This window comes from Conexibacter sp. CPCC 206217, from assembly GCF_030646165.1.
In the GTDB taxonomy this organism is placed as follows: domain Bacteria; phylum Actinomycetota; class Thermoleophilia; order Solirubrobacterales; family Solirubrobacteraceae; genus Conexibacter.
Genome location: NZ_JAUTDO010000002.1, coordinates 31,762 through 52,915, shown reverse-complemented (window position 1 = coordinate 52,915; position 21,154 = coordinate 31,762). Strand labels below are relative to the sequence as shown.

The window sequence follows — 21,154 nt, the reverse complement described above, 5'->3', positions numbered from 1 at the left end:
GGGTCGGGCAACCGACCCGCTTGCACGAACCCGATGCCCGACAGCCCGATATTGCCCGAGTTGTCCGCATACAAACAATCGAACATACGTCCACGATCGTTTCTAACGTATTGACGATCGGGTACGGCCAGCCGGTTGGGCCTCGTCACGTGGCGCGTGCCCGCTCCAGCATCACGCCATGCAGAATGTCGTGTTCCGACACTTCGAAGCTTTGGATTCCGAAAAAGCGAAGCACCTCGATCAGGATCACGGTGCCGGCGACGATCGTCTGGGCGCGATCCGGATGCAGTCCGACGACCTCGCGGCGCTGCGCCAGCGGCAGCTGCGCCAGGCGCGCCAGCAGCAGCTCCGCCTCGCCCAGCTCGACGACGTAGCCGTGTACGCGGCCGGGGTCGTACGGCTCCAGCTCCTGCTCGATCGCGGCCAGCGAGGTCGCGGTCCCGGCGACGCCGATCGCGAGCTGCGCGTCGTCGCGGACGGTGAGCGGGATCTGCGCCTGCAGCACGGAGCGCACGTCGTCGGCGAGCGCCTGCAGCTGGCGGGGTGGCGGCGGGTCGTCGTGCAGATGGCGCTCGCTCTGGCGCACGACGCCGAGCTGCGTCGAGATATGGAAGTCGACATGGCCCTGGTGGCCGACGACCAGCTCGGTCGAGCCGCCGCCGATGTCGAACACGAGCAGCGGCGTGCGGTCGCCCGGGTCGCGGCCGTGCGTCGCGCCGAGGAACATCAGCTGCGCCTCCTGCTCGCCGGCGATCGTGCGCGCGTCGAGTTGGAAGCGCTCGCGCACGACCGCGGTGAAGTCGGCGCCGTTGGCGGCGTCGCGCACGGCGCTCGTCAGCACGGCGAGGCGCGCGTCGGCGGGGACGGCGGCCTCGTCGAGCGCGGTCCGGTAAGCGGCGAGGGTCGCGAAGACGCGCTCCATCGCGGCGTCGGAGAGCGTGCCGCTCGCGTCGACGCCGGCGCCGAGGTGCGTCACCTGCGAGCGCCGGACGAGCTCGTCGACGTGGCCGGCGGGGTCGACGTCGGCGATCAGCAACCGCGTCGAGTTGGTGCCGATGTCGACGACGCCGATCCGCATCTCGTGCCAGGTCCTGGTTGCGCGCGCGCCGCTCAGCGCGGGCTGACGGCCTGGGGGAGAGGGTCGCCCGCGAGCCCCGCGAGCACGTTGTCGACGGCGATCTCGGTCATTCGCGCGCGCGTGCGTGTGGTGGCGGAGCCGATGTGCGGCACGACCAGCACGTTCGGCGCGCTGAGCAGCGGATGGTCGGCCGGCAGCGGCTCGGGCTCGGTCACGTCGAGCGCGGCACCGGCGATCGTCCCGGCGTGGAGCGCCTCGATCAGCGCGTCGGTGTCGATCACGCCGCCGCGCGCCGTGTTGACGAGGATCGCGTTCGGCTTCATCCGCTTCAGCGCGTCCGCGTCGATCAGGTTGCGGGTCTGCGGTGTCAGCGGGACGTGGAGGGAGACGTAGTCGGAGCGCTCGAGCAGTTCCGGCAGCGGCGTGCCGCCGCGGCTGGTCGTTCTCAGCACCTCCATGTCGAAACCGGCGGCGCGCCGCGCGACCGCGTCGCCGATGCGCCCGGCGCCGACGATCCCGAGCGTGGTGCCGGCGACGTCGTGCCCGAGGAAGCCGCCAGGCTCCCAGGTCCCCCAGCGCCCCTGCTTGACGTCCTCCGCGGTCTGCGGCAGCCGGCGTGCGGCGGCAAGCAGCAGTGCGAAGGCGAGGTCGGCGGTCGCGTCGGTGAGCACGTCGGGTGTGTTGGAGACCGAGATCCCGCGCGCGTTGGCGGCGGCGACGTCGACGTTGTCGTAGCCGACGCCGTAGTTCGCGACGACTCTGAGCCGCGGGCAGGCGTCCAGCAGCGTGGGCCCGACCGTGTCGACGAGCGTGCACAGCAGCGCGTCCGCATCTCGCGCGCGCGAGGCGAGCGCCTCCGCGGACGGCGGTGCCGCGTCTTCCCACACGTCGACCTGGTGGCCGGCGGCACGCAGCCGCTCCACATCCCCACCGGGCAGTCTGCGCGTGACGAAGACAAGGCTCATGCTGCGGAATCCTACGACCCGATGGGGTGCGCCGCCTGGCGCAGAGCCGGACGGCCCCTCGAATCCGATTGCGCTAGAATCTCCAGTCCGCCGCGGGGTGGAGCAGTCTGGTAGCTCGTCGGGCTCATAACCCGAAGGTCGCGGGTTCGAATCCCGCCCCCGCTATACGGAAGCCGCCTCTCGCCAGGCGGCTTTCGTCGTTCTGGGGCGGGTTGGCTGGCGGCTCGGTGGGGCGGGAGTACCAGCCGGGAGTACCAAACGGCTCAGGCTACGAGCGGGTTCGCCGTATGAACCAGCGGCCGTACTTTCGAGGGGGCCGCTGGTTGGAGCCGTCGATCTGTCCGGCACGGAGTCGGTTGCGCAGTGGCAGTCCCGGTCGGGATCTGCTGTCTCTGAGGATCCCGGCGGCGCCGAGCCATCTGGCTGCGGGGACCGCGGCAACTTCTCTGAGTCTTCGTCTCCGGAGTTCGCGTTGCAGAGCGGCGTTGATCGCAGCCAGATCGGAGCGCATGCTGCATCTTGAATCAGGAAAGCGGAGCGAGCAAGTTGCCGTGGTCGCCACCCGAAACTCTGACCCAAATCAGCACCCGAATCCAAGATTCGGCAGGGGTCTGGGAGAGAAAGAAGTGCAGTCTGAGGCGGCCAGTGGGGACTGGGTGAAGTCCAGGGTCAGACACATCGGGCGGTCGGATCTGGACGAAAAGTCGCTCGCACGATCGGAGGTCTCAACTGGATAGACAGGTAGAGGGGCGTACTGGGCGCGCCGGGATCAAGGAGTGGGCGGCATGGATTCGACGCCCGAAGTCGGACGGGAAGGACGAGGTCGACGGTCGATCACACGGGAGGACGTGATGACGGCTGCGGAAGTCGCTGAGATGCTCGGAATGCCGGTGTCGACGGTCTACGAGCTGGCGCGGCGCGGCGAGCTGCCGTCAGCGCGGCTGGGCCGGACGGTGCGGTTCTTGCGCGAGAGCGTCGAGGAGCGGTTGCGTGGCGAGTGAGGGTCTCGACTGTCTGGGGCGGCAACGGTATCCTTACTCGAAAGCAAATGTAAGGACATCTGGTGGAAGCTTCGGCACGTCTGACATCGAAGGGTCAGGTCACCATCCCCAAAGCCGTGCGCGACGCGCTCGACTTGCACGCGGGTGATGAGCTTGTCTTCCGGGTGGAGCGCAAGCGAGCGGTGGTCGCCAAGACACCCGACTTCCTGGATCTGGCCGGCGCCGTCAGCGTGCCGGAGGGCAAGCGCGGCACGTCGTGGGACGAGGTGCTGCGCCAGACGCGCCGGGTGCGTGGGGAGCAGCGGCGCTGATCGCGTTCATCGATACGAACGTCATCGTCCGTCACTTGACTGGCGATCCGCCCGAGCAGGCGGCACGAGCCACGCGGGCGTTGGCGAGCGCGGAGCGACTGCTCTTGACCGATCTCGTCGTCGCCGAGTGCATCTATGTGCTGCAGTCGTTCTATGAGGTCCCGAGAGACCGGGTCGCCGAGCTGATGCGAGCGGCTATCGCGATGCCATCGATCAGCGTCGTCGACGCTCCCCTGCTGCGCCGTGCCCTGGAGGTCTACGAGCACGATCGCCTCGACTTCGCCGAGGCATATCTCGTCGCTCAGGCAGAGGCGACCGGGGTTGGTGCAGTGTTGACGTTCGACAAAGCCGTCGACCGCGCCGAGAACATTGTTCGTCTGAGACCCTAAGTCGGGCCTCGGACGAGTGCTAACCGCCTGTCGGATCAGGCGTGTGCATCTCGATGAGCATCGCGATGCGCAGCAGTTTGTCCTTGAGCATTTTCATCGTGTCTGGATCAGGGGTTTGTTGGCGCTGTCGCGCTTGCCACTCTGCGATCGCATCGTATACCGAGTATCGGAGATAGTTCAGGAACCCTTCGCTTCCGACCACCTGGCGAATATGAGGATGCTTCATATTCACAACAACGACGATTGACGAGCCAGCACTTGAATCAGCTATGACGTAAGGATCATTGGGTGACGTGTCCTGAGCCAGGTAGCCCTTAACGGTCACGCGACCCACGACAGCGTCAAAGTGCGGGGAGGACTCGCTGACCGATGCGATGAGCGGCTCAAGGCTGTCCGCAACGACCTCGGGTGGCGGGACGTCATCGATTGTGGATGTCACTGAGCTCGCCCGTCTGGTGGACAGGGGTCGCGGTCCGAGGCTCGACGACCACGGCGTCGAATCCGCAGCCGTCTGCCGCGGGCGCGCAGGTCGGTGGGGCCGCCGGCGCGCTGGACCGCAACGCCGAACGGGGTGCCGTCGGCGCCGTGACCAGGCGACGATTCCTCGTGGTCGTGGTCGTGGTCGTGGTCGTGGTCGTGGTCGTGGTCGTGGTCGTGGTCGTGGTCGAAGAAGCCGCCGGGTGCGACACGATCGTCGACCTCAAGTCCTGCCGGCCGCGATCCGATGCTCCGTCGTAGTCACGCGTCCGACTCGGAGGACCAATGTCCAGATTCACTCGTCATCGCGCCGGTGCGGCTGGCGCCGCCGCCGTCCTTGTCGCCGTCGCGGCGGCGTCCGCGTACACCGCGGCCACGGCCGCCTCGGCCTCCGCCGGAGATCCGCCCGATCCGGTTGTGGCTCGGGCCGCGGCGGCTGCGCCTTCGATGCTGTTCGTGCAGAACGCGCGCGCCGGCACATTCGAGCCGATTGCCCGAAGACGGGGGCTCGCGCGGCTGACGCTGCGCGACGTCGATCCGCACACCGTCTACTTCAGCGACCGTCCGCGGCGGCTGACCGGCACGACCGCCACCGCGACCGTGCTCGACGGCCTGTTCGGGCCCGGCCGCGGCGCGCCACCGAACGCGGTGATCGAGCTGTCCGGCGGCGATGCCGATGCCGACACGATCGCGGTCGAGCTGACGCGGCCTCGCTACGACGTCAAGCGGGCCACGCTCAGCTACGTCGTGCGCGGGCTCAAGGACACGGCGCTCGACGGTCGCCGGCTCGCGACCGCTCGCGAGCGCCTCGACGACCGTCTGCCGCGCCGCTTCGGCGCGGTCTCGTTGTTCGTCGACGACGCCGACTGGGGCAACACGTGCACGGTCAACGTCACCAACGCCGCACAGAGCGGCATCCACATCAGCTCCACCTCGAAGTGGGGCACCGACCACTGGGACGGCGGCGACCCCAACGGCAAGCAATGGCTTCCCGGCAAGACGCAGGGCTGGAAGACCGGCGGCGGCTTCTCCCGCGGCTGTTCGAACTCCGCCACGATCACGACCTGGGACGGCGCCACGATCAACGTCTCCACGACCGATCCCTACTCCGGCTCCAACAGCTACACCTGCGACGTCACGCAGGCGCCCGGCAACGGCTACGGCAGATACAGCTGCACTCTCGGTCCGGGATCCACCACCAAGGGGCCGGTCATCCTGATCAACTGGACCGTCACGCAGGAGGTCGCGCCATGAGCGTGACGCCTGCGGGTCAAGGACGGCAGCCCTCCGAGGCCGGTGAAGATCAGCGCAACGCCTGTCGCGGCGATGTCGCGTCATCTGCGCGCGCCACCCTGATTCGGCCCCAGCTTCCGCACCTCGACGAACCGGTGGCCCCGGTCGGGGATATGCGTCAGTAACCCGTCCCCGCTACTCAGAAAGGGCCTGCAGATGCAGGCCCTTTCTCGTTCTCAGGGACAGCGCCAGGGCGACCTCGTGGTTGAGCCTCGTGGTCCACGTGTCTGACGCGCGGCCAGCGAGGAGGCTGCGCGGGTCGCCCAGTCGTGGTAGCCCGAACTCGCCACGCAGCGAGCTACACCACTCCGAAAAACCTCACCCTCGACCGGGGGGCGAAGCGCAGGCCAGCATGTTTCGACAGCTGGATACCTTGGCGCGGCAACGCCATCCCTAGCCTCACGCATATGCAAATCGCACCACGCAAACACCATCGACGACGGCTGACTCTGGCGGTTGCCGCAGCTGTGTCGACGGCCCTGTTGAGCGCTCCCGCGGCCCACGCCGCCAGTCTCGACCTCGAGAAGACCTCCGCAGCGGAGCTCGAGGCGATGATGACCAGCGGGACGCTCACGAGCGTCGATCTGACGCGAGCCTACATCGACCGCATCGCCAAGACGAACCAGCGCGGCCCGACGATCGACGCGATTCGTTCGCTGAACCCGAACGCGGTCGCCGAGGCGCGCGCCTCCGACGCGCGTCGCGCCGCCGGGCATGCCGGCAAGCTGGAGGGCCTGCCGGTCCTGCTCAAGGACAACATCGACGTCGCCGGCATGCCGACCACGGCGAACTCCGTCTCCCTCGAGCACAACATCCCGACGAGGGACTCGTTCCTCGCCGCGCGGTTGAAGGCTGCTGGCGCGATCATCCTCGGCAAGACGACGCTCACCGAGTTCGCGGCCTACGTCTCGGACAACCAGTCCTCCGGCAACGGCTCGCTCGGCGGCCAGACGCTCAACCCGAACGACCGCTCGCAGGACCCGAGCGGCTCCTCGTCGGGCTCCGGCGCCGCGGCCTCCGCTGGTCTGGCCGCGCTCACCTTCGGGTCCGACACCGAGGGCTCGATCACCTACCCGACCGCCGCTGAGGGCCTTGCCGGCCTGCGGCCGTCCACCGGCCTCATCGGCCGCACCGGCGTCGTGCCGATCTCGTCCACGCAGGACACCGTCGGCCCGATGACCCAGACGGTCACCGACCTCGCGATGGCGCTCGACGTGGCCGTCGCCGTCGATCCGGGCGACGTGTGGACCCAGGACGACAAGCGCCCCGGCCCGGCCGACGTCGCCTCGCATCCGGCCGACGGCACGAGCTACACCTCGGCGCTGTCGACCACGGCGCTTGACGGCAAGACGATCGGCGTGTGGTCGGACCAGATCTCCAACTCGCAGGTCGACGAGGCCCTCACGGCGGCGGGCGCCACGGTCGTGACGCTTCCCTCGTCGCTGCGCACCTGGTCGCGCCAGAGCAGCAGCAACGACATCCAGGACCGCGAGTTCCGCCGCGACCTCACGGACTACCTGAAGGTCGACCACGACGGCCCGCAGAAGAGCTTCGACGACGTGTGGGCCTACATGAACGCCCACCCGTGGGAGGCGACGAAGTACGGCACGGCCGGGCGCATGGGCGCCGCGGTCCCGTTCGACCTCTCCGACCCGGCGCAGAACGCGGAGTACGTGACGATGCGCGACAGCGAGATCGCCCGCGCGCGGACGCACATGGAGGGCCTGCTGGCCAACAGCGGCAACAGACTCGACGCGATCGTCAGCACGAGCGCCGGCACGATGACCTCCGAGGCTGCCTACGGCGGCTACCCGGTCCTCGACGTCCCGTTCGGGAACGCCGCTGCGACCCGTCGTCCGACGAGCGTCCTGTTCTCTGGCTACCGCTTCGGCGAGCGGGATCTCGTGGGCATGGCCTACGACCTCGAGCAGACGGCCATCACGATGGGACTCGGCCGCAAGGCGCCGTCCGAGCTGAACCCGGCCGATTGGCGCTGCGTCGACGACGGCCCGCGCTATGACCCGCAGTCGTGCGTCACGGCAACGCCGTTCGCGCCGCTGGCCAACGCGCTGACCGCGCCCGTCGACCTCGAGACGCTCACGATCGACCAGATCAAGACGAAGCTCGCAGACGGCTCGCTGACGACGTCGGACCTCGTCAAGGACTACCTCGACCGGATCGGCTACGTCAACCGGCAGGGCCCCGGCCTCAACGCGGTCCGCTCGATCAACCCGCAGGCGATGGTGCAGGCGGCCGCGGCTGATGCGGCGCGTGCCAACGGCGACCCGCTCGGCCCGCTGGCCGGCGTCCCGCTGCTCGTCAACGACATGATCGACGTGGCCGGGATGCCGACCACGGGCGGCTCGATCGCGCTGCAGGACCTCGTCCCGGCTGCGGACTCCGCCGTGGTCGCGAAGCTCAAGGCCGCCGGCGCGATCATCCTCGGCAAGACGAACGTCACCGAGTTGAACGGCATGATCTCGAGCACCGCGCCGGCGGGCTACAGCTCGCTCGGCGGCCAGACGCTCAGCGCGTACAACCTCCGCGGCACGACGACCGGCGCCCTCGCGGCGGCGGCGGCGGGCATCGCGGCGGCGACGATCACGACGGACACCGACGGCACGCTGCTGACGACGGCCGGCACCGCCGGCGTCGCGGCCTTGCGCCCGTCGGCCGGCATCATCAGCCGCACCGGGATCATGCCGACGGCGAAGAGCTACGACACGGCGGCGATCGCCGGTCGCAACATCGCTGACATCGCGAACACGCTGACCGGCATGGTCGGCCCGGATCCGGCCGACGCCACGACGGCTGACGCGCCGGTGACGGCCCCGGACTACCGGGGGGCGTTGAGCACGTCGCTCGCCGGCATGACGATCGGCACGACCACCGGCTTCACCGCGGCGGTCGCGAACACGCTTACGAGCCTCGGCGCGACGGTCGTGTCGGTGGGCGCGGCGCCGACCTCGACGGCTGGGACGAACATCGTCGGGCGGCAGGTCGTGCGCGACTTCGACGCGTACCTCGCCGGCTTCCCGACCAGCCCGATCACGTCGTTCGCCGATGTGATGGCGTACAACGCCGACCACGCGCTCGACGGCGACAAGTTCGGCCATGCGCAGGCGACGACCGTGTCCGGGTACACCGCGGGCACCGTGGACGCCGAGGCCGCGACGGAGCGGGCGAGCGCGAAGACGGCGCTTGACGCGAAGTTCGACAACAGCGGCACTCCGGTCGACGTCATCCTGTCGTCCAACGCGGCGGCGACCCAGACGATCGCGGCACGAGCGGGCTACCCGCAGGCGACGCTGACGACGGCGTACTCGGCGACGAACCGCACGCCGTCGGCCACGGCGCTGTTCACCGGCAAGGCCGGCGACGACGCGCAGGTCCTGAAGGTCGCCTACGCGTACGAGCAGGCCGTGGACATCCGCCAGACCCCGGGCGAGAACTCCCCGAACATCTGGCACTGCGTCGCGCCGATCGCCTACGAGAAGCGCAGCTGCCCGCCGGGCGAGCTGGCCGCCGACGCCGCTGACCCGCAGCTGGAGGCGCTGGCGACGACATTCGGCGCTCAGGCCGCGCAGACGATCAGCCCGGGCAAGTGGATCACGTTCACGAACACCGGTGCTGCCGACGTCACGGTGACGAAGGCGAAGATCACGTCCGACAACGAGGACTCGGTCGGCGAGTTCCTCATCACGAACGACCTCTGCACAGGGGAGACGATCGCCGCTGGCAGCACCTGCAGGGTGCAGGTCCGCTACGCGCCGGGCGCGGAGAACAGCGCTGCCGCCGCGTACGTCACGCTGAACGGCAACATTCCGGGCGGCTCGATCTCGGCGGCCGTGTCGGGCTCCAGCACGACGCTCCCGCAGGGGCCGAAGGGCGATCCCGGCGACCCGGGCGATCCCGGCGACAAGGGCGATACCGGCGACCCGGGCGACAAGGGCGACACCGGCGACAAGGGCGACACCGGCGATCCGGGTGAGACCGGCGCCAAGGGCGACCCGGGTGAGACCGGCGCCACGGGTGCGACCGGCGCGAAGGGCGACACCGGCCCGATCGGCCCGACGGGGGCGACTGGCGCCACGGGTGCGACCGGCGCGAAGGGCGACACCGGCGCGGCCGGCAAGGACGGGACGGTGACGATCACGGCTACGCGCAGATCAGTCCGTGTCCGCCGCGGCTCGACGATGCGTCTGCAGTACAAGTTCGCCAACCACACGGGCGGCGCGCTCATCGGTGTGAAGGTGAAGATCGCCGCTGTGAAGCAGCTCGTGGGCAAGCGCACGGTGACGCTGTCGGCGCTGTCGGCGGGCAAGACGACCACGGTGTCGCTCCCGCTGAAGGCGTCGAAGAAGGCGAAGCTCGGGACCTACACCGTGAAGGTGAAGTTCACGGTCGGGACGAAGACGGTCACGCGCTCGCTGCCCGTTACGGTCACCCGCGCCACGCGCAAGTAGAAGCAAGAACGCCGCGAGCCGGGCGCGCCGCTCTTGTGGTGGCGCGCCCGCTCCGCGGGTGAACCGGATCCAGCCAGGGGCCACGGACGTTCGCGCCGCCCCTGCGAGTTGCTACCGGCCGACGTGCTCGAGGACGCGCTGCAGCCCGGGTGGGCGACGGGCTCTTCTCGCACTGTCGCACGGTGCCGTACATGGCGATGTTCGGCGCGCCGATCGGCGGTGAGCGGGGCGGGCTGCTCTCCGATCCCGTGCGATCGCGACGTCGATGTCGCGCGCGACATCTCATGGGGATCCATTCGCGCGCCGAGCTCGGCCGCTGGATGGCCGAGCGGGATCGCGGCGCCGACCTCCCCTCGGGCCCGCCGCCGACGCACTGACGCCACGTGATCCCGGTGCCGGATCGGGCTGAGACTTATTTCGTGGTAATATCGCTAACATGAATTTGATGGAGGCGCGCAGACGGTCCTATCGGATGGGTGCTCGCGCCGAGTCGGCCGCGGCCACGGGTGAGCGGATCCTCGACGCGGTGACCGCGCTGTTCTGGGAGCAGCCGGCCGACCGCATCTCGCTCGACGAGGTCGCGCGATGCGCCGGGGTGTCGGTGCAGACGGTGATCCGGCGCTTCGGCACCAAGGAGCTGCTGTTCGCCGCCGCGGCCGAGCGGGCGGTCGTGCGGGTGCGCGCGCAGCGCGATACGGCGCCCGTGGGCGACCTGCGCGCCGTGGTCGCCGTGCTCGCCGAGCACTACGAGCAGTTCGGCGACCGCGTGCTCAAGCTGCTGGCGGAGGAGGATCGGATGCCCGCGCTGCGGGAGATCGCCGACCGAGGCCGGCAGCTGCATCGCGACTGGTGCGCGCGCGTCTTCGCCCCCGCGCTCGCGGGTATGCGCGGCGTCGCGCGGGCGCGGCGGCTGGCACAGCTGGTGGCGGTCTGCGACGTCCAGACGTGGAAGCTGCTGCGGCGCGACTCCGGACTCAGCCGGCACCAGACGGAACTGGCGCTGGTGGAGCTGCTGGAGCCGCTGGCGAGACCGGGGCCGTCCTGATGACGCGGATTCTCGCGTACACGAGTCCCGCGCGCGGGCATCTGTTTCCGCTCGTGCCGATCCTGCTGCAGTTGCGCGAGCGCGGGCACGAGATCTCGTTGCGGACGCTCGGCTCGGAGGTCGAGCGCATGCGCGCGCTCGGGTTCGACGCGGCGCCGATCGATCCGGCGATCGAGGCGATCGAGCACGACGACCATCGGGCGCTCACGCCCCTGGGGGCACAGCGGCTGGCGATGCGCACCTTCAGCTGGCGCGCCGAGCACGATGCGGGCGACCTCCACCGCGCGATCGGCGACGTCGAGCCCGACGCGTTGCTGGTCGACGTGCAGGCGTGGGGCGCGCTGGCGACCGCCGAGGCGTGGGGTGGCGTCTGGGGCGCGTGGTGTCCGTATCCGCTGCCCTTGGCCTCACGCGGCGCGCCGCCGTTCGGCCCCGGGTTCGCGCCGGCCGGCGGGCCGCTGGGGCGGCTGCGCGACGCATTGCTCGGGCCGCTCCTGTTCGGCTCGCTCGTGCGGCTCGTGCTGCCGCGCGTCAACGAGGTGCGCCAGAAGTCCGGGCTCGCGCCGCTGGGGGATCCGGCGCGGCTCTTCACGGGCATCCCGTTGCTGCTCTACCTGACGGCGGAGCCGTTCGAGTACTCGCATCCGGATTGGCCAGAGACGATCCGTCTCGTCGGCCCGTGCGAGTGGGACCCGCCGGAGTCGCCGCCCGGCTGGCTCGCGGAGGTGCAGGAGCCGATCGTGCTGGTCACGACCTCCAGCGAGTTTCAGGATGACGGCAGGCTCGTGCGTTGCGCGCTGGAGGCGCTGGCCGAGGAGCCGGTCCACGTCGTCGCGACGCTGCCCTCCGAGGACCCCCTCGTGCACAGCCCGCCGCAGAACGCCCACGTGCTGCCGTTCACGTCGCACGGGCCGATCCTCGACCGCGCGGTCTGCGCGATCACGCACGGTGGCATGGGCGCCACGCAGAAGGCGCTCGCCCGCGGCGTGCCGGTCTGCGCGGTGCCGTTCGGACGCGACCAGCTCGAGGTCGCCCGCCGCGTCGAGGTCGCCCGCGCCGGTGTACGGCTCCCGGTGCGCCGGCTCGCCCCCAAGCGTCTGCGCGCGGCCGTGCGCGAAGCGACCGGACGGGCCGACGGCGCGCGGCGCGTCGCCGCAGGCTACCGCGCGGCGGGTGGCGCGGTCGCGGCGGCCGACCTCGTCGAGCGACAGCTGCGCACCGGCCGATCCGAGCCTTGGTGATCCCTCTGGACGCAACCTGGGGTAGCGTCAGCTTCCGCATCGACTGATGAGTTGCCGTTGCGTGGCGGCTCTCGCCCTGGTGAACCGCGTCCGACCTGCGGATGATTGTGCTACGTTGTGACGCACAATGTCCAGTGTCGGGGTCCGCGAGCTGCGTCAGAACCTGAGCCGCTATCTGGAGCGGGTCAAGGAAGGCGCGTCGCTGGACGTCACCGAGCACGGTCGGGTGGTCGCGCGTCTCTCGCCTGCGGGTGAGCGTGTGTCGGATGAGTACTCGGCGCTCGCGGCCGAGCATGGAGCGACGTTGCCGCGTGCCAGCTTGAATGAACTGATCGCGCAGCGGACGCGGCGCGCGGCTCCGTCGGGCACGACTGACGCGCTGTTGGCTGAAGGCCGCGCCGAGCGGGCGTAGCCGGCGGTGGCGGGCGTCTACCTCGATACGAGCGCGCTCGGGCGCGTCGTGCTCGACGAGCCTGACGGCGACGCGATCGGGGTGGCGCTGACCGAGTTCGAGGTCGTCGTGTCCAGTCGTCTGCTGCGGATCGAGTTGCATCGTCTCGGACTGCGGACTGGGATTGCGAGCGAGGAGATCGAGGCCTGGCTGGCGGGGGTTGCGATCGTGCCGGTGGACGACGCGGTCCTCGCGGCGGCAGAGACGGTTTCGCCAGCGTCGGTCGCAACGCTTGATGCGATCCATCTTGCAACTGCTCTCCAGCTCGCCGCCGAGCGGCACGTCACGTCGATCATGACGTTCGACACGCAACTGGCCGCAGGTGCGCGCGAGCACGGGCTCGATGTGATCACGCCGAGCTGATCACTCGCCTATTTCGATGCGAAGCACTGGACGAACCGGTAGTGCGGGCGGGTGGAGGCCCTGGTGGTCGAGGAGGGCTTTGTCGCCGGTCACGATCGCGCAGGCGCGAAGAGGCGTCGAGAAGATAATCATCATGGGGGACCGTGCTTCGAGCGCGACCCCGGCAACCTGATCACGCCAGCTTCCGCGTTCCGTAGGCGTGAGAGAGGCGGGTGTGCATGATGGCGCCGACCCCGACGAGGCAGAGCGTCACGCCGATGAGGCGTGGCTCGTGCGCTAGCGGGATCCGTGGGCGCCGTCGGGGAGGATCTCGGCGATGCGGGTGAGGTCTTCGGGGGTGAGGGCGATGTCGGCGGCCTGCGCGTTCTCGGCGAGTCGTTGTGCGTTGCGCGTGCCGGGGATCGGTGCGATGTCGTCGCCCTGGGCGAGCAGCCAGGCGAGCGCGAGCTGCGAGACGGTGGTCCCGCGTGCGGCGGCCAGGTCGGTCAGCCGTTCGACGGCGGCGACGTTTGCCTCGAAGTTGCCCGGTTGGCGGCGCTGGTCGTGGCTGCGGATGTCGTCGTCGGGGTAGGCGGTCGCGGGCTTGATCTCGGCGGCTGTGAGGAAGCCGCGTCCCAGTGGCGAGAACGGCACGAAGCCGATGCTCAGCTCGTGCAGCAGCGGCAGGATCTCGGCTTCGACGGCGCGCTCGAAGAGCGAGTACTCGCTCTGCAGGACGGAGACGGGGTGGACCGCGTGGGCGCGGCGGATGTCGTCGGCTCCGGCTGAGCTGAGTCCGAAGTAGCGGACCTTGCCGGCGTCGATCAGCTCCTTGACGGCGCCGGCGACCTCCTCGGCCGGCACGTCGGGATCGGGGCGGTGCTGGTAGAGCACGTCGATGTGGTCGGTCTGCAGGTGGCGCAGGCTGTTCTCGGTCACGGCGCGGATGTTCTCGGGGCGGCTGTTTGCGCTGGCCCAGACCGGATCGGCGGTCATGTCGAAGCCGAACTTCGTCGCCAGGACGACCTCGTCGCGAAACGGCTTGACGGCTTCTCCCAGCAGCCGTTCGCTGGAACCGGTCCCGCCGCCGTAGAGCTCGGCGGTGTCGAAGTGGGTGATGCCGAGCTCACGCGCGCGGCGGATGGTGGCGACGGCGGTCGCCGCGTCGGAGCCGGGGCCGTAGGCCATCGTCATCCCCATCGTCCCCAGGCCGATGGCCGAGACCTCGAGTCCTTGCGTTCCGAGCGTGCGGATGTGCATGTCGATCCTTCCGAACGAACTAGATAGTTCGCACCACGGTAGCATGATCCGAACCGGTTCGTTCGGTATCTTGGGTTGCGTGCCGCAGACAGCCGCCCCGACTCGCGACCGCATCCTCGGCGCCGCTGTGGAGGAGTTCAGCGCGCATGGGCTGGCGGGTGCGCGCGTCGATCGCATCGCCGCCGCGGCAGCCGCCAACAAGCGCGCGATCTACGAGCACTTCGGCGACAAGGAGGGGCTGTTCGACGCCGCGCTCGACCACGTGCTCGGCGCGCTGACCGAGCAGGTGCCGATCGCCGAGGACGATCTGCCGGGCCACGCCGGCCGCTTGTTCGACTACTTCGTCGCGCACCCGCAGGCGCTGCGCATGAGCCTCTGGCGCCAGCTCGAACGTCCGAGTGCCGGCACCAGCGCCGACGCGACCAGTCGTTACGACGACAAGGTCGCGGCACTGCGCGACCGCGCAGGCGCGTTCGATCCCGTCGACCTGATCGTCCTCGTCGGCGGGTTGGCGACGGCTTGGTTCAACACGCCCCAGGCGTTGCTGGCCGCCGACGGACGCGACCCCCGGTCCGCGGCGCGCCTGGCCGAGCATCGAGCGGCCGTGGTGGAGGCCGCGAGACGCCTGGCGTCAACCTGACGCTCCCTGCGCGCTCCTTCCGGATCTCGCCAGTGACCATCAGCGACGACGTATGGGCGTACTTGGAGCGCGAGCTTCCCGGCTCGATGCTCGACGACGGCTACTTCTTCGTGAGGATCCAGGCCCCCGTGAACCGCGGACGCAATGGCTGGTCGAGCTCACCGACGGAGCGGTCGACGTCGTTGGGCTCGCGGGCGAGCTCGCGCCGGAGGGCGTGATCGTCTTGATCGCGCCTGATCGCGGACTGTCCCTGGACGTCAACCTGCTGGACGTCCGCGCCACGTCGGGGATCACGCCGGACGGGCTGGTCTCCGAGCACGAGGACTGCTTCGCGCCCGCCGACGAGCGGTGACGGCAAGCGCGAGGCCCGCACCGGCGCCCCCGAGGCCGGTGACGATCAGGCCGATCGGGAGGACCGCCGACCGTGAGACGGCGCGGTCACCGTCCGCGGTCACCGCGATCGTCTTGCCCACGTCGTCGGCGTCGGCACCCTGGACAGTGCCGACGACCACGTGTCCGTCGCCGCCCGGCAGATCGCCCCCGACCACCCACGTGCCCGCGCATCTCGTGCTGTGTATGCGGCTGGGGCCGCGTTCGTCGCAGGCGGTGATCCTCGCTGCGACGCGCGCGCCGGAGTCGCGGTCGGCGAGCCAGGACGCATCGGCCGCCGCCACGCCGAGGCCGGCGAGGATCAGGATCGCGACGATTCCCTTGCCGAGGAGGTTCACGCCACAATGTCGCAGGTCGCCACGATCCGGCACCTGGTCGCGGGATGGTCGGACCGCGCCGCTCTCCGGCGGGCTGACCGCTATCGCCGGCGACGGCGCGGCGCGGCAGAGCGGGGCGGGGTCGAGCGCATGTGGTCGCGCACTGGCGTCAGCAGCGCGGCGAGCGCCTGCACGTCGCGCGGCGAGAGCACCTCGAACAGCAGCTGCTGGACGACCTCGATGTGACCCGGGAAGACCTTCGCGAGCCGCTCGCGGCCGGCGTCGGTGATCGTGACGGTGACGCTGCGCTCGTCGTCGGCGGATGGAGAGCGCGTCACCAGTCCGGCCTTCTCCAGCAGCCCCGCCTGATACGTGAGGCCGCTGCGGCTGTAGACGACGCCGTCGGCCAGGTCGGTCATCCGCTGGCTGCCGGTCGGCGAATCGCCGAGCCGGGCGAGCAGCTGGAACTGGACGAAGCTCAGGTCGCCGGCGTCGCGCAACTGCTGCTCGACCTGATGGCGCAGCAGGCTCGAGACCTCGAGGAGCGCGAAGTAGGCGCCGAGCTGGGCGGGATCGAGGGACGGCGGAGTGTCGGGCACGCGCCCCAGTCTATGTGCTTCGAAGTCAAAGCGTCCCTCGTTTGCTTCGAACTTGAAGCAGTGCTAAGGTGATCGCCAGAGTGCTTCGAATTCGAAGCGCATAGCGCAACCACATCACCACCAGAGAGGTCCCTCATGAAGGCCATGCGGTTTCACGACTACGGCGATCCCAGCGTCCTGCGCTACGAGGACGTCGAGACGCCCGACCCCGGCGCCGGCGAGGTGCGCATCCGCGTCGCTGCCTCGGCGTTCAACCCGGTCGACGACGGCATCCGCGGCGGCTACCTGCAGGACCCGTTCCCGGTGGAGTTGCCGCACACCCCGGGCATCGAGGTCTCCGGCACGGTCGACGAGGTCGGCGACGGCGTCGCGAGCCTGTCGGCCGGCGACGCGGTCGTCGGCTTCCTGCCGATGGTCGCTCCCGGCGCGGCGGCCGAGTACGTCGTCGCGCCCGCCGAGAGCCTCGTGCCGGCGCCGACGAGCATCCCGCTCGCGGACGCCGCCGCGCTGCCGATGGTCGGCCTCACCGCCTACCAGGCGCTCTTCGACGACGCCGCGCTGACGGCCGGGCAGCGCGTGCTGATCAACGGCGCCGGCGGCGCGGTGGGCGGCTACGCGGTGCAGCTGGCCAAGCGCGCGGGCGCGCACGTGATCGCCACGGCCAGCCCGCGCAGCAGGGACCGCGTCCGGTCCGCGGGCGCCGACGAGGTCATCGACCACACCTCCACCGCGGTCACCGCGGCGGTCACCGAGCCGGTCGACGTGCTCGTCAACCTCGCGCGGATCGCCCCCGACGACCTCGTCGCGCTCGTCGCTCGGGTCCGTCCCGGTGGCGTCGTCGTCAACACCGTCCCGACGATCCCCACTCCCGGCGACGAGGAGAGGGGCGTGCGCGCCGTCGGCGTCTTCGTCCGCAGCGACGCGGAGCAGCTGTCCAAGCTGGTGGCGATGATCGACCGCGGCGAGTTGCGCGTCGACGTCGCCGAGCACGTGCCGCTGAGCGAGCTGGCGGACGTTCACGCGCGCGCGGGCGCGGGCGAGCTCTCCGGCAAGGTCGTGGTCGTCCCCGACGCCGCTTGACCCCCGGCCCTGGGCGATCGCACCCGCCGCCGGGCGCGCTCGGCGAGCGCGCCCGGTTCGGCAGGCGATGCTGCGGCTCAGCGGCCGCGGCCGATGGTGACAACCGTCTTGGTCGCCGCCTTGCCCGTGCCGATCACGAGCATGTAGCGGCCGGCCTTCAGCGCTCCGTGGGTGGCGCGGAGCTTGCCGAGGCGGCCCTTGGCGACGGTGCGGCCGTCGCGGACCAGCTTGGCCTTCGCGGCCGATGCGCGCGCGCTTCTGCTCGCGCCTCTGGCGGCTCTCGTCTGCTTGCAGGAGATGACGACGTTGACGCCTCTGGACTTGACCGAGCATCTGACTGCGCCGGTGTTGCCCTTGTCGCCCTTGTCGCCCTTTGCGCCTCTCGGGCCCGTGGCGCCGACGACGCCGACGGGGCCGATCGGCCCGACCGGGCCCTGCTCGCCCTTGTCGCCCTTGTCGCCCTTGCCGCCGCTCGGGCCGGTGGGGCCGGCGACGCCGACCGGACCGACCGGACCGACCGGACCCTGCTCGCCCTTCGGACCCTCCGCGCCGTCTCTGCCGTCGGCGCCGCCGGAGCCGTCTCTGCCGGCCGGACCGGCCGGACCGGCCGGACCGGCCGGACCTTGATCGCCCTGGTCGCCCCTCGGCAGGCCGGTCGAGGCGCCGGTCAGCGCGACGGTCGTCTTGCCGCCCGGCAGGTTGCCCTTGATCTGCAGCAGCGCGTTCGACGTCGTGTCCAGGCGCGACGGCGCGAAGCGGACGCGGATGTCGCACGACTCGCCGACCTCCAGCGAGGTGCCGGCGCACTCGTCGCTGCTGACGAGGAAGTCGTCACGCGACTGACCGTCCTCGTCGACCACCCGCACGTCGTCGAGGCGCACGACGTTCAGCGTCGTGAAGCCGTCGTTGGCGATCGTCACCGTGCGCGGCGAGCCGACCGTCGTCGCGGCCTGATCCGGGAACGCGCCCGGGTCGCTGACCGCGAAGCTCGTGAGCGACGGCGCGGTCAGCCTGACCTCGTCGCTGCGCGCCTTTCTGGTGAAGAGGTTCGCGTCGTCCTTGTTCTCTCTCGCCCCGGTGTACAGCTTGTCGAAGCCCTGGTCCATGATCAGGCGGACGCTCGCGCCCTGCGTCAGGTGGTCGGGCAGCTCGCCGATGGCCTCCCAGCCGCCGCTGGTCGCGAACGGTTCGAAGTCCTTCGTCAGCGGGGTCGGGAGCTTCTCCGGCGCGGTCGCCGGGTTGCCGTTCCAGACCCACAGCATCTGCGTCTCGGCCGGCGTCGTGCCGCCCGAGCCGGCGCTCAGGATCAGGTACTCGTTGGACGCGTTCTTGCGGATCTCGCGGATGCTCTGGCCGGCGAGGTCGAGCAGGATCGGCTCGCCGAACTCCGCTCTGCTCGCGCTGGCGTCGGTGATCTCCTCGACGTTCTCCAGCGGCACGATCAGCGCTCTGCCGTCGACCGTCGCCGGGACGACCGGCGAGCGGAAGCCGAGGTACAGCTCAGAGCCGTCCGGCGAGAACTCCGCGCCCTCGATGTTGAAGCCGTTGCGCAGGTCCGGCGCCACGCCCGCCGCCGTGCCGGCCGCGAAGCCGAAGCGGTCGCCGTGGGCCTGGTCCCAGGCGACCAGGTCTCTGCGCATCTCCGTGTACTGGACGCCCTTCGGGGCCAGTCTCGCGTTCGCGCCCGAGCCGGTCACCGTCGAGGCGTAGACGAGCGAGCGGAAGAACGTCAGCGCGCCGTCCTTTCTGTTGCCGTGCGAGCCGAGCCAGTAGATCGTGTCGCCCTTGCGCGCCGAGGACTCGTGGTCGATCTCGCCGTTGCGCACGACGGCCGCGAAGGTCGCCAGCTCACGGCCGGAGACCTTGGAGTCGTACAGGCCGATGTCGCTCTTCTCGTCGTCGGCTACCAGCAGGTAGCCGTCGCCGACCGAGATCGCCGACGACGCGTCGCTGATGCCCTGCAGCACGCGGCTGGTCGGCGTCGTCGTGGCGGAGACCTGGTACGGGATGTCCAGCGTCGCGACCTTGCCGGTCGTGCCGGTCACGGTGATCCTGATCGTCGCGGAGGCGTTGCCGTCTCTGCGCGGGTTGAACGTGACATAGCGCTCGGCACCGGTGCCCGTGATCGCCACGTCGCCCGGCTCGAACAGCCCCGCGGGCTGCTGCGAGACGGCCTCGACGGTCGTCGTCAGCTGCGTGGCGGAGACGAGTCTGCCGAAGCTGTCCAGCTGGCCGACGGCGAACGGGACGACCGGGTTGGTCGGGTCGCCCTTCACGCCGGAGAAGGGGTTGGTCCGGTCGACGCGGCTCAGCGGGTAGCCGCTCTGCAGCGGCTGGATGAACGGTCTGTCCTGGTCGGGGAACGGGAGGACGATCTCCGACGAGACCGATCTGCTGAAGTACGGCGTGCCGAGGCAGGAGGCGCGCACAGAGATCGCGTGACCGATGTCGAGGTATTGGATGTCGTACGTCACGCGGGTGCCGCCGCTGCCCATGCCCCCCGGCCCCATGTAGTACCTGGCCGCTGCGATCGGCTCGTTGTCGCGGAACCACTGGTAGACGAGTCTGCAGTCGGAGGGACGGTCCCAGGTGCCGGGGGAGTTGGCGAACAGTTGCTCCCACGGCCGCGCGGTGCCGATGAATCTCGGGACGGTCTGGTCGTCCAGCTCCGGCGCCTGCGAGAGGTAGAGCGTCCAGTTCGGGCTGACCGCGAGCGTCTCGACCGGCTCGGTCGCGGTCATGGTCAGCTGACCCGTCAGGACGTCGTAGGTGGCGGGTGCGGCGGAGTCGAGCGCCGGCAGGGCGCCGTCGACCGTTCTCAGCGGCGGGACGGTGATGCCGCCCGCTCTGTAGGAACCGAGGTAGACGGCCTGGCCTCTGATTCTCGCCACCGTCGGCACGCGGGTCCAGCCGGCGAACGCGGAGAAGTCGGTGATGCGGTTGCCCGTCACGAGCAGGCCGGCGGTGGCGCCGGCCTGGTTGCCGAGTCTGTTGGCGCCCGCGCCCAGCGGGGCCAGCGCCGAGATGTCCGCGATGCGGTTGTTGGACAGGTTCAGCGTCGTGAGCACGCTGGCGCCGAACTGCTTGCTCGCCAGCGGCGTGACGTCCCCGATCTTGTTGCCGGACAGGTTGACGCTGGTCGCGTTCGGCAGGTTCGGCAGCCCGGAGAGGTCGCTGATCTGCTGGTCGGTGAGCACCAGCGTTCTCAGGTTGGTCAGGTTCGCCAGCGGGCTCAGGTCCGAGACCTGCGCGTTTCTCAGGGTCAGCGAGGTGAGCTTGGTGAGGTTCGCGAGCGGGCTGAGATCGGAGTAGCCGCCTCTCGCGGGTGGGTACGTGATGTCGAGCGAGGTGAGGTTCTCGAATCTCTCGAGACCGGTGAGATCGTTGACCGGGCCTTGGTAGGCAGCCGCCACGGTCGTGACCGCCTTGGCCTGAGCCTCGGTGATGGGGTCGGAGGAGGTGACCCCCGCGGCGCCTCTGAGGCGGGCGTAGAGGTTCGGGTCCGGGACGTTGACCAAGTCGCCGTCGGCGGCCAGCGCGGCTGTCGAGGAGACGGCCAGACCGGCTGCGGCGAGCAGCGCGACGATCAGCGTCGAGACGAGCGCGCGCAGGAGGCGGATCCTTCCGCGGAAGGACGGAGCAGGGGAGGCAGCAGCAGTGCCGACACCGGGCCAGGCCTCGGTGCGCGGTCGCGGCTGTGCCGCAGATGACGTCATTCGAATCCCTCGTAGAGATGACAGACGCGCGCAGTCTCCGCGACGACGGGGGCGACGGACGTGTCGAACTCGTGAAGTTCACCCGTCTTTTGC

20 protein-coding genes and 1 tRNA gene are annotated in these 21,154 nt (G+C 70.3%); 14 read left to right on the top strand and 7 right to left on the bottom strand.

Going from position 1 to position 21,154, the window contains the following annotated elements:
- Positions 1-145: 145 nt before the first annotated feature.
- Complete coding sequence (locus tag Q7L65_RS05010) at positions 146-1,078, bottom strand: Ppx/GppA phosphatase family protein (protein ID WP_304719199.1); 933 nt, start codon at positions 1,076-1,078, stop codon at positions 146-148.
- Positions 1,079-1,110: 32 nt separating this feature from the next.
- Complete coding sequence (locus Q7L65_RS05005) at positions 1,111-2,043, bottom strand: D-glycerate dehydrogenase (protein WP_304719198.1); 933 nt, start codon at positions 2,041-2,043, stop codon at positions 1,111-1,113.
- A gap of 91 nt (positions 2,044-2,134) precedes the next feature.
- On the opposite strand from Q7L65_RS05005, the gene Q7L65_RS05000 reads away from it, so the two are divergent.
- From Q7L65_RS05000 to Q7L65_RS04985, 4 genes are all read left to right on the top strand, one after another.
- Positions 2,135-2,208: transfer RNA gene (locus Q7L65_RS05000), tRNA-Met, on the top strand.
- Positions 2,209-2,828: 620 nt separating this feature from the next.
- Positions 2,829-3,044, top strand: a complete 216-nt coding sequence (locus tag Q7L65_RS04995; RefSeq protein WP_304719197.1) for a helix-turn-helix domain-containing protein — start codon at positions 2,829-2,831, stop codon at positions 3,042-3,044.
- A 62-nt stretch (positions 3,045-3,106) separates the two neighbouring features.
- Positions 3,107-3,355, top strand: a complete 249-nt coding sequence (locus Q7L65_RS04990) for an AbrB/MazE/SpoVT family DNA-binding domain-containing protein (protein WP_304719196.1) — start codon at positions 3,107-3,109, stop codon at positions 3,353-3,355.
- Positions 3,301-3,744 (top strand): PIN domain-containing protein, encoded by a 444-nt coding sequence (locus Q7L65_RS04985; protein WP_304719195.1) that lies wholly within the window; start codon positions 3,301-3,303, stop codon positions 3,742-3,744. The genes Q7L65_RS04990 and Q7L65_RS04985 overlap by 55 nt, the downstream gene beginning before the upstream one ends.
- A gap of 19 nt (positions 3,745-3,763) precedes the next feature.
- Here the strand turns inward: Q7L65_RS04985 and Q7L65_RS04980 are convergent, their stop codons facing one another.
- On the bottom strand, positions 3,764-4,183 hold the full coding sequence (locus tag Q7L65_RS04980) for a hypothetical protein (RefSeq protein WP_304719194.1): 420 nt from the start codon (positions 4,181-4,183) through the stop codon (positions 3,764-3,766).
- A 167-nt stretch (positions 4,184-4,350) separates the two neighbouring features.
- Here Q7L65_RS04980 and Q7L65_RS04975 point away from each other — a divergent pair, with 167 nt between their 5' ends.
- From Q7L65_RS04975 to Q7L65_RS04940, 8 genes are all read left to right on the top strand, one after another.
- The gene (locus Q7L65_RS04975) at positions 4,351-4,482 is read left to right on the top strand and encodes a hypothetical protein (RefSeq protein ID WP_304719193.1); all 132 of its coding nucleotides are present in this window, start codon (positions 4,351-4,353) and stop codon (positions 4,480-4,482) included.
- A 24-nt stretch (positions 4,483-4,506) separates the two neighbouring features.
- A complete protein-coding gene (locus Q7L65_RS04970) occupies positions 4,507-5,475 on the top strand; it encodes a hypothetical protein (RefSeq protein WP_304719192.1) in 969 nt (322 codons plus the stop codon).
- Positions 5,476-5,996: 521 nt separating this feature from the next.
- Positions 5,997-9,980 carry an amidase family protein gene (locus tag Q7L65_RS04965; protein WP_304719191.1) on the top strand — a complete coding sequence of 1,328 codons (3,984 nt, stop codon included), beginning with the start codon at positions 5,997-5,999 and terminating at the stop codon, positions 9,978-9,980.
- Between the two features lie 191 nt (positions 9,981-10,171).
- A complete protein-coding gene (locus Q7L65_RS04960; protein ID WP_304719190.1) occupies positions 10,172-10,357 on the top strand; it encodes a hypothetical protein in 186 nt (61 codons plus the stop codon).
- Between the two features lie 95 nt (positions 10,358-10,452).
- Positions 10,453-11,025 carry a TetR/AcrR family transcriptional regulator gene (locus Q7L65_RS04955; protein ID WP_304719189.1) on the top strand — a complete coding sequence of 191 codons (573 nt, stop codon included), beginning with the start codon at positions 10,453-10,455 and terminating at the stop codon, positions 11,023-11,025.
- The gene (locus Q7L65_RS04950) at positions 11,025-12,266 is read left to right on the top strand and encodes a glycosyltransferase (RefSeq protein WP_304719188.1); all 1,242 of its coding nucleotides are present in this window, start codon (positions 11,025-11,027) and stop codon (positions 12,264-12,266) included. The genes Q7L65_RS04955 and Q7L65_RS04950 overlap by 1 nt, the downstream gene beginning before the upstream one ends.
- A gap of 127 nt (positions 12,267-12,393) precedes the next feature.
- Positions 12,394-12,678 carry a type II toxin-antitoxin system Phd/YefM family antitoxin gene (locus tag Q7L65_RS04945; protein WP_304719187.1) on the top strand — a complete coding sequence of 95 codons (285 nt, stop codon included), beginning with the start codon at positions 12,394-12,396 and terminating at the stop codon, positions 12,676-12,678.
- A 6-nt stretch (positions 12,679-12,684) separates the two neighbouring features.
- Positions 12,685-13,080, top strand: a complete 396-nt coding sequence (locus Q7L65_RS04940) for a type II toxin-antitoxin system VapC family toxin (protein ID WP_304719186.1) — start codon at positions 12,685-12,687, stop codon at positions 13,078-13,080.
- A gap of 276 nt (positions 13,081-13,356) precedes the next feature.
- Here the strand turns inward: Q7L65_RS04940 and Q7L65_RS04935 are convergent, their stop codons facing one another.
- Positions 13,357-14,319: an aldo/keto reductase gene (locus tag Q7L65_RS04935; protein ID WP_304719185.1), complete on the bottom strand. Its 963-nt coding sequence runs from the start codon at positions 14,317-14,319 to the stop codon at positions 13,357-13,359.
- 79 nt (positions 14,320-14,398) lie between these two features.
- On the opposite strand from Q7L65_RS04935, the gene Q7L65_RS04930 reads away from it, so the two are divergent.
- On the top strand, positions 14,399-14,959 hold the full coding sequence (locus tag Q7L65_RS04930; protein WP_304719184.1) for a TetR family transcriptional regulator: 561 nt from the start codon (positions 14,399-14,401) through the stop codon (positions 14,957-14,959).
- 290 nt (positions 14,960-15,249) lie between these two features.
- On the opposite strand, the gene Q7L65_RS04925 is transcribed toward Q7L65_RS04930, so the two are convergent.
- Positions 15,250-15,687 carry a hypothetical protein gene (locus Q7L65_RS04925; protein ID WP_304719183.1) on the bottom strand — a complete coding sequence of 146 codons (438 nt, stop codon included), beginning with the start codon at positions 15,685-15,687 and terminating at the stop codon, positions 15,250-15,252.
- Between the two features lie 80 nt (positions 15,688-15,767).
- Entirely contained in the window at positions 15,768-16,265 is a 498-nt protein-coding gene (locus tag Q7L65_RS04920; RefSeq protein WP_304719182.1) for a MarR family winged helix-turn-helix transcriptional regulator, read from the bottom strand.
- Positions 16,266-16,400: 135 nt separating this feature from the next.
- On the opposite strand from Q7L65_RS04920, the gene Q7L65_RS04915 reads away from it, so the two are divergent.
- Positions 16,401-17,345, top strand: coding sequence for an NADP-dependent oxidoreductase (locus Q7L65_RS04915; protein WP_304719181.1), 945 nt, complete (start codon positions 16,401-16,403; stop codon positions 17,343-17,345).
- A gap of 77 nt (positions 17,346-17,422) precedes the next feature.
- On the opposite strand, the gene Q7L65_RS04910 is transcribed toward Q7L65_RS04915, so the two are convergent.
- Positions 17,423-21,061 (bottom strand): hypothetical protein, encoded by a 3,639-nt coding sequence (locus Q7L65_RS04910; protein WP_304719180.1) that lies wholly within the window; start codon positions 21,059-21,061, stop codon positions 17,423-17,425.
- Between the last annotated feature and the right edge of the window lie 93 nt (positions 21,062-21,154).

What these genes read in the sequence shown, in the direction of transcription:
- Q7L65_RS05010 (WP_304719199.1), bottom strand. Translation starts at nt 1,078, where the DNA reads ATGCGGATCGGCGTCGTCGACATCGGCACCAACTCGACGCGGTTGCTG.
- Q7L65_RS04955 (WP_304719189.1), top strand. Translation starts at nt 10,453, where the DNA reads ATGGGTGCTCGCGCCGAGTCGGCCGCGGCCACGGGTGAGCGGATCCTC.
- Q7L65_RS04935 (WP_304719185.1), bottom strand. Translation starts at nt 14,319, where the DNA reads ATGCACATCCGCACGCTCGGAACGCAAGGACTCGAGGTCTCGGCCATC.
- Q7L65_RS04915 (WP_304719181.1), top strand. Translation starts at nt 16,401, where the DNA reads ATGAAGGCCATGCGGTTTCACGACTACGGCGATCCCAGCGTCCTGCGC.
- Q7L65_RS04945 (WP_304719187.1), top strand. Translation starts at nt 12,394, where the DNA reads ATGTCCAGTGTCGGGGTCCGCGAGCTGCGTCAGAACCTGAGCCGCTAT.
- Q7L65_RS04960 (WP_304719190.1), top strand. Translation starts at nt 10,172, where the DNA reads ATGGCGATGTTCGGCGCGCCGATCGGCGGTGAGCGGGGCGGGCTGCTC.
- Q7L65_RS04910 (WP_304719180.1), bottom strand. Translation starts at nt 21,061, where the DNA reads ATGACGTCATCTGCGGCACAGCCGCGACCGCGCACCGAGGCCTGGCCC.
- Q7L65_RS04995 (WP_304719197.1), top strand. Translation starts at nt 2,829, where the DNA reads ATGGATTCGACGCCCGAAGTCGGACGGGAAGGACGAGGTCGACGGTCG.
- Q7L65_RS05005 (WP_304719198.1), bottom strand. Translation starts at nt 2,043, where the DNA reads ATGAGCCTTGTCTTCGTCACGCGCAGACTGCCCGGTGGGGATGTGGAG.
- Q7L65_RS04970 (WP_304719192.1), top strand. Translation starts at nt 4,507, where the DNA reads ATGTCCAGATTCACTCGTCATCGCGCCGGTGCGGCTGGCGCCGCCGCC.
- Q7L65_RS04950 (WP_304719188.1), top strand. Translation starts at nt 11,025, where the DNA reads ATGACGCGGATTCTCGCGTACACGAGTCCCGCGCGCGGGCATCTGTTT.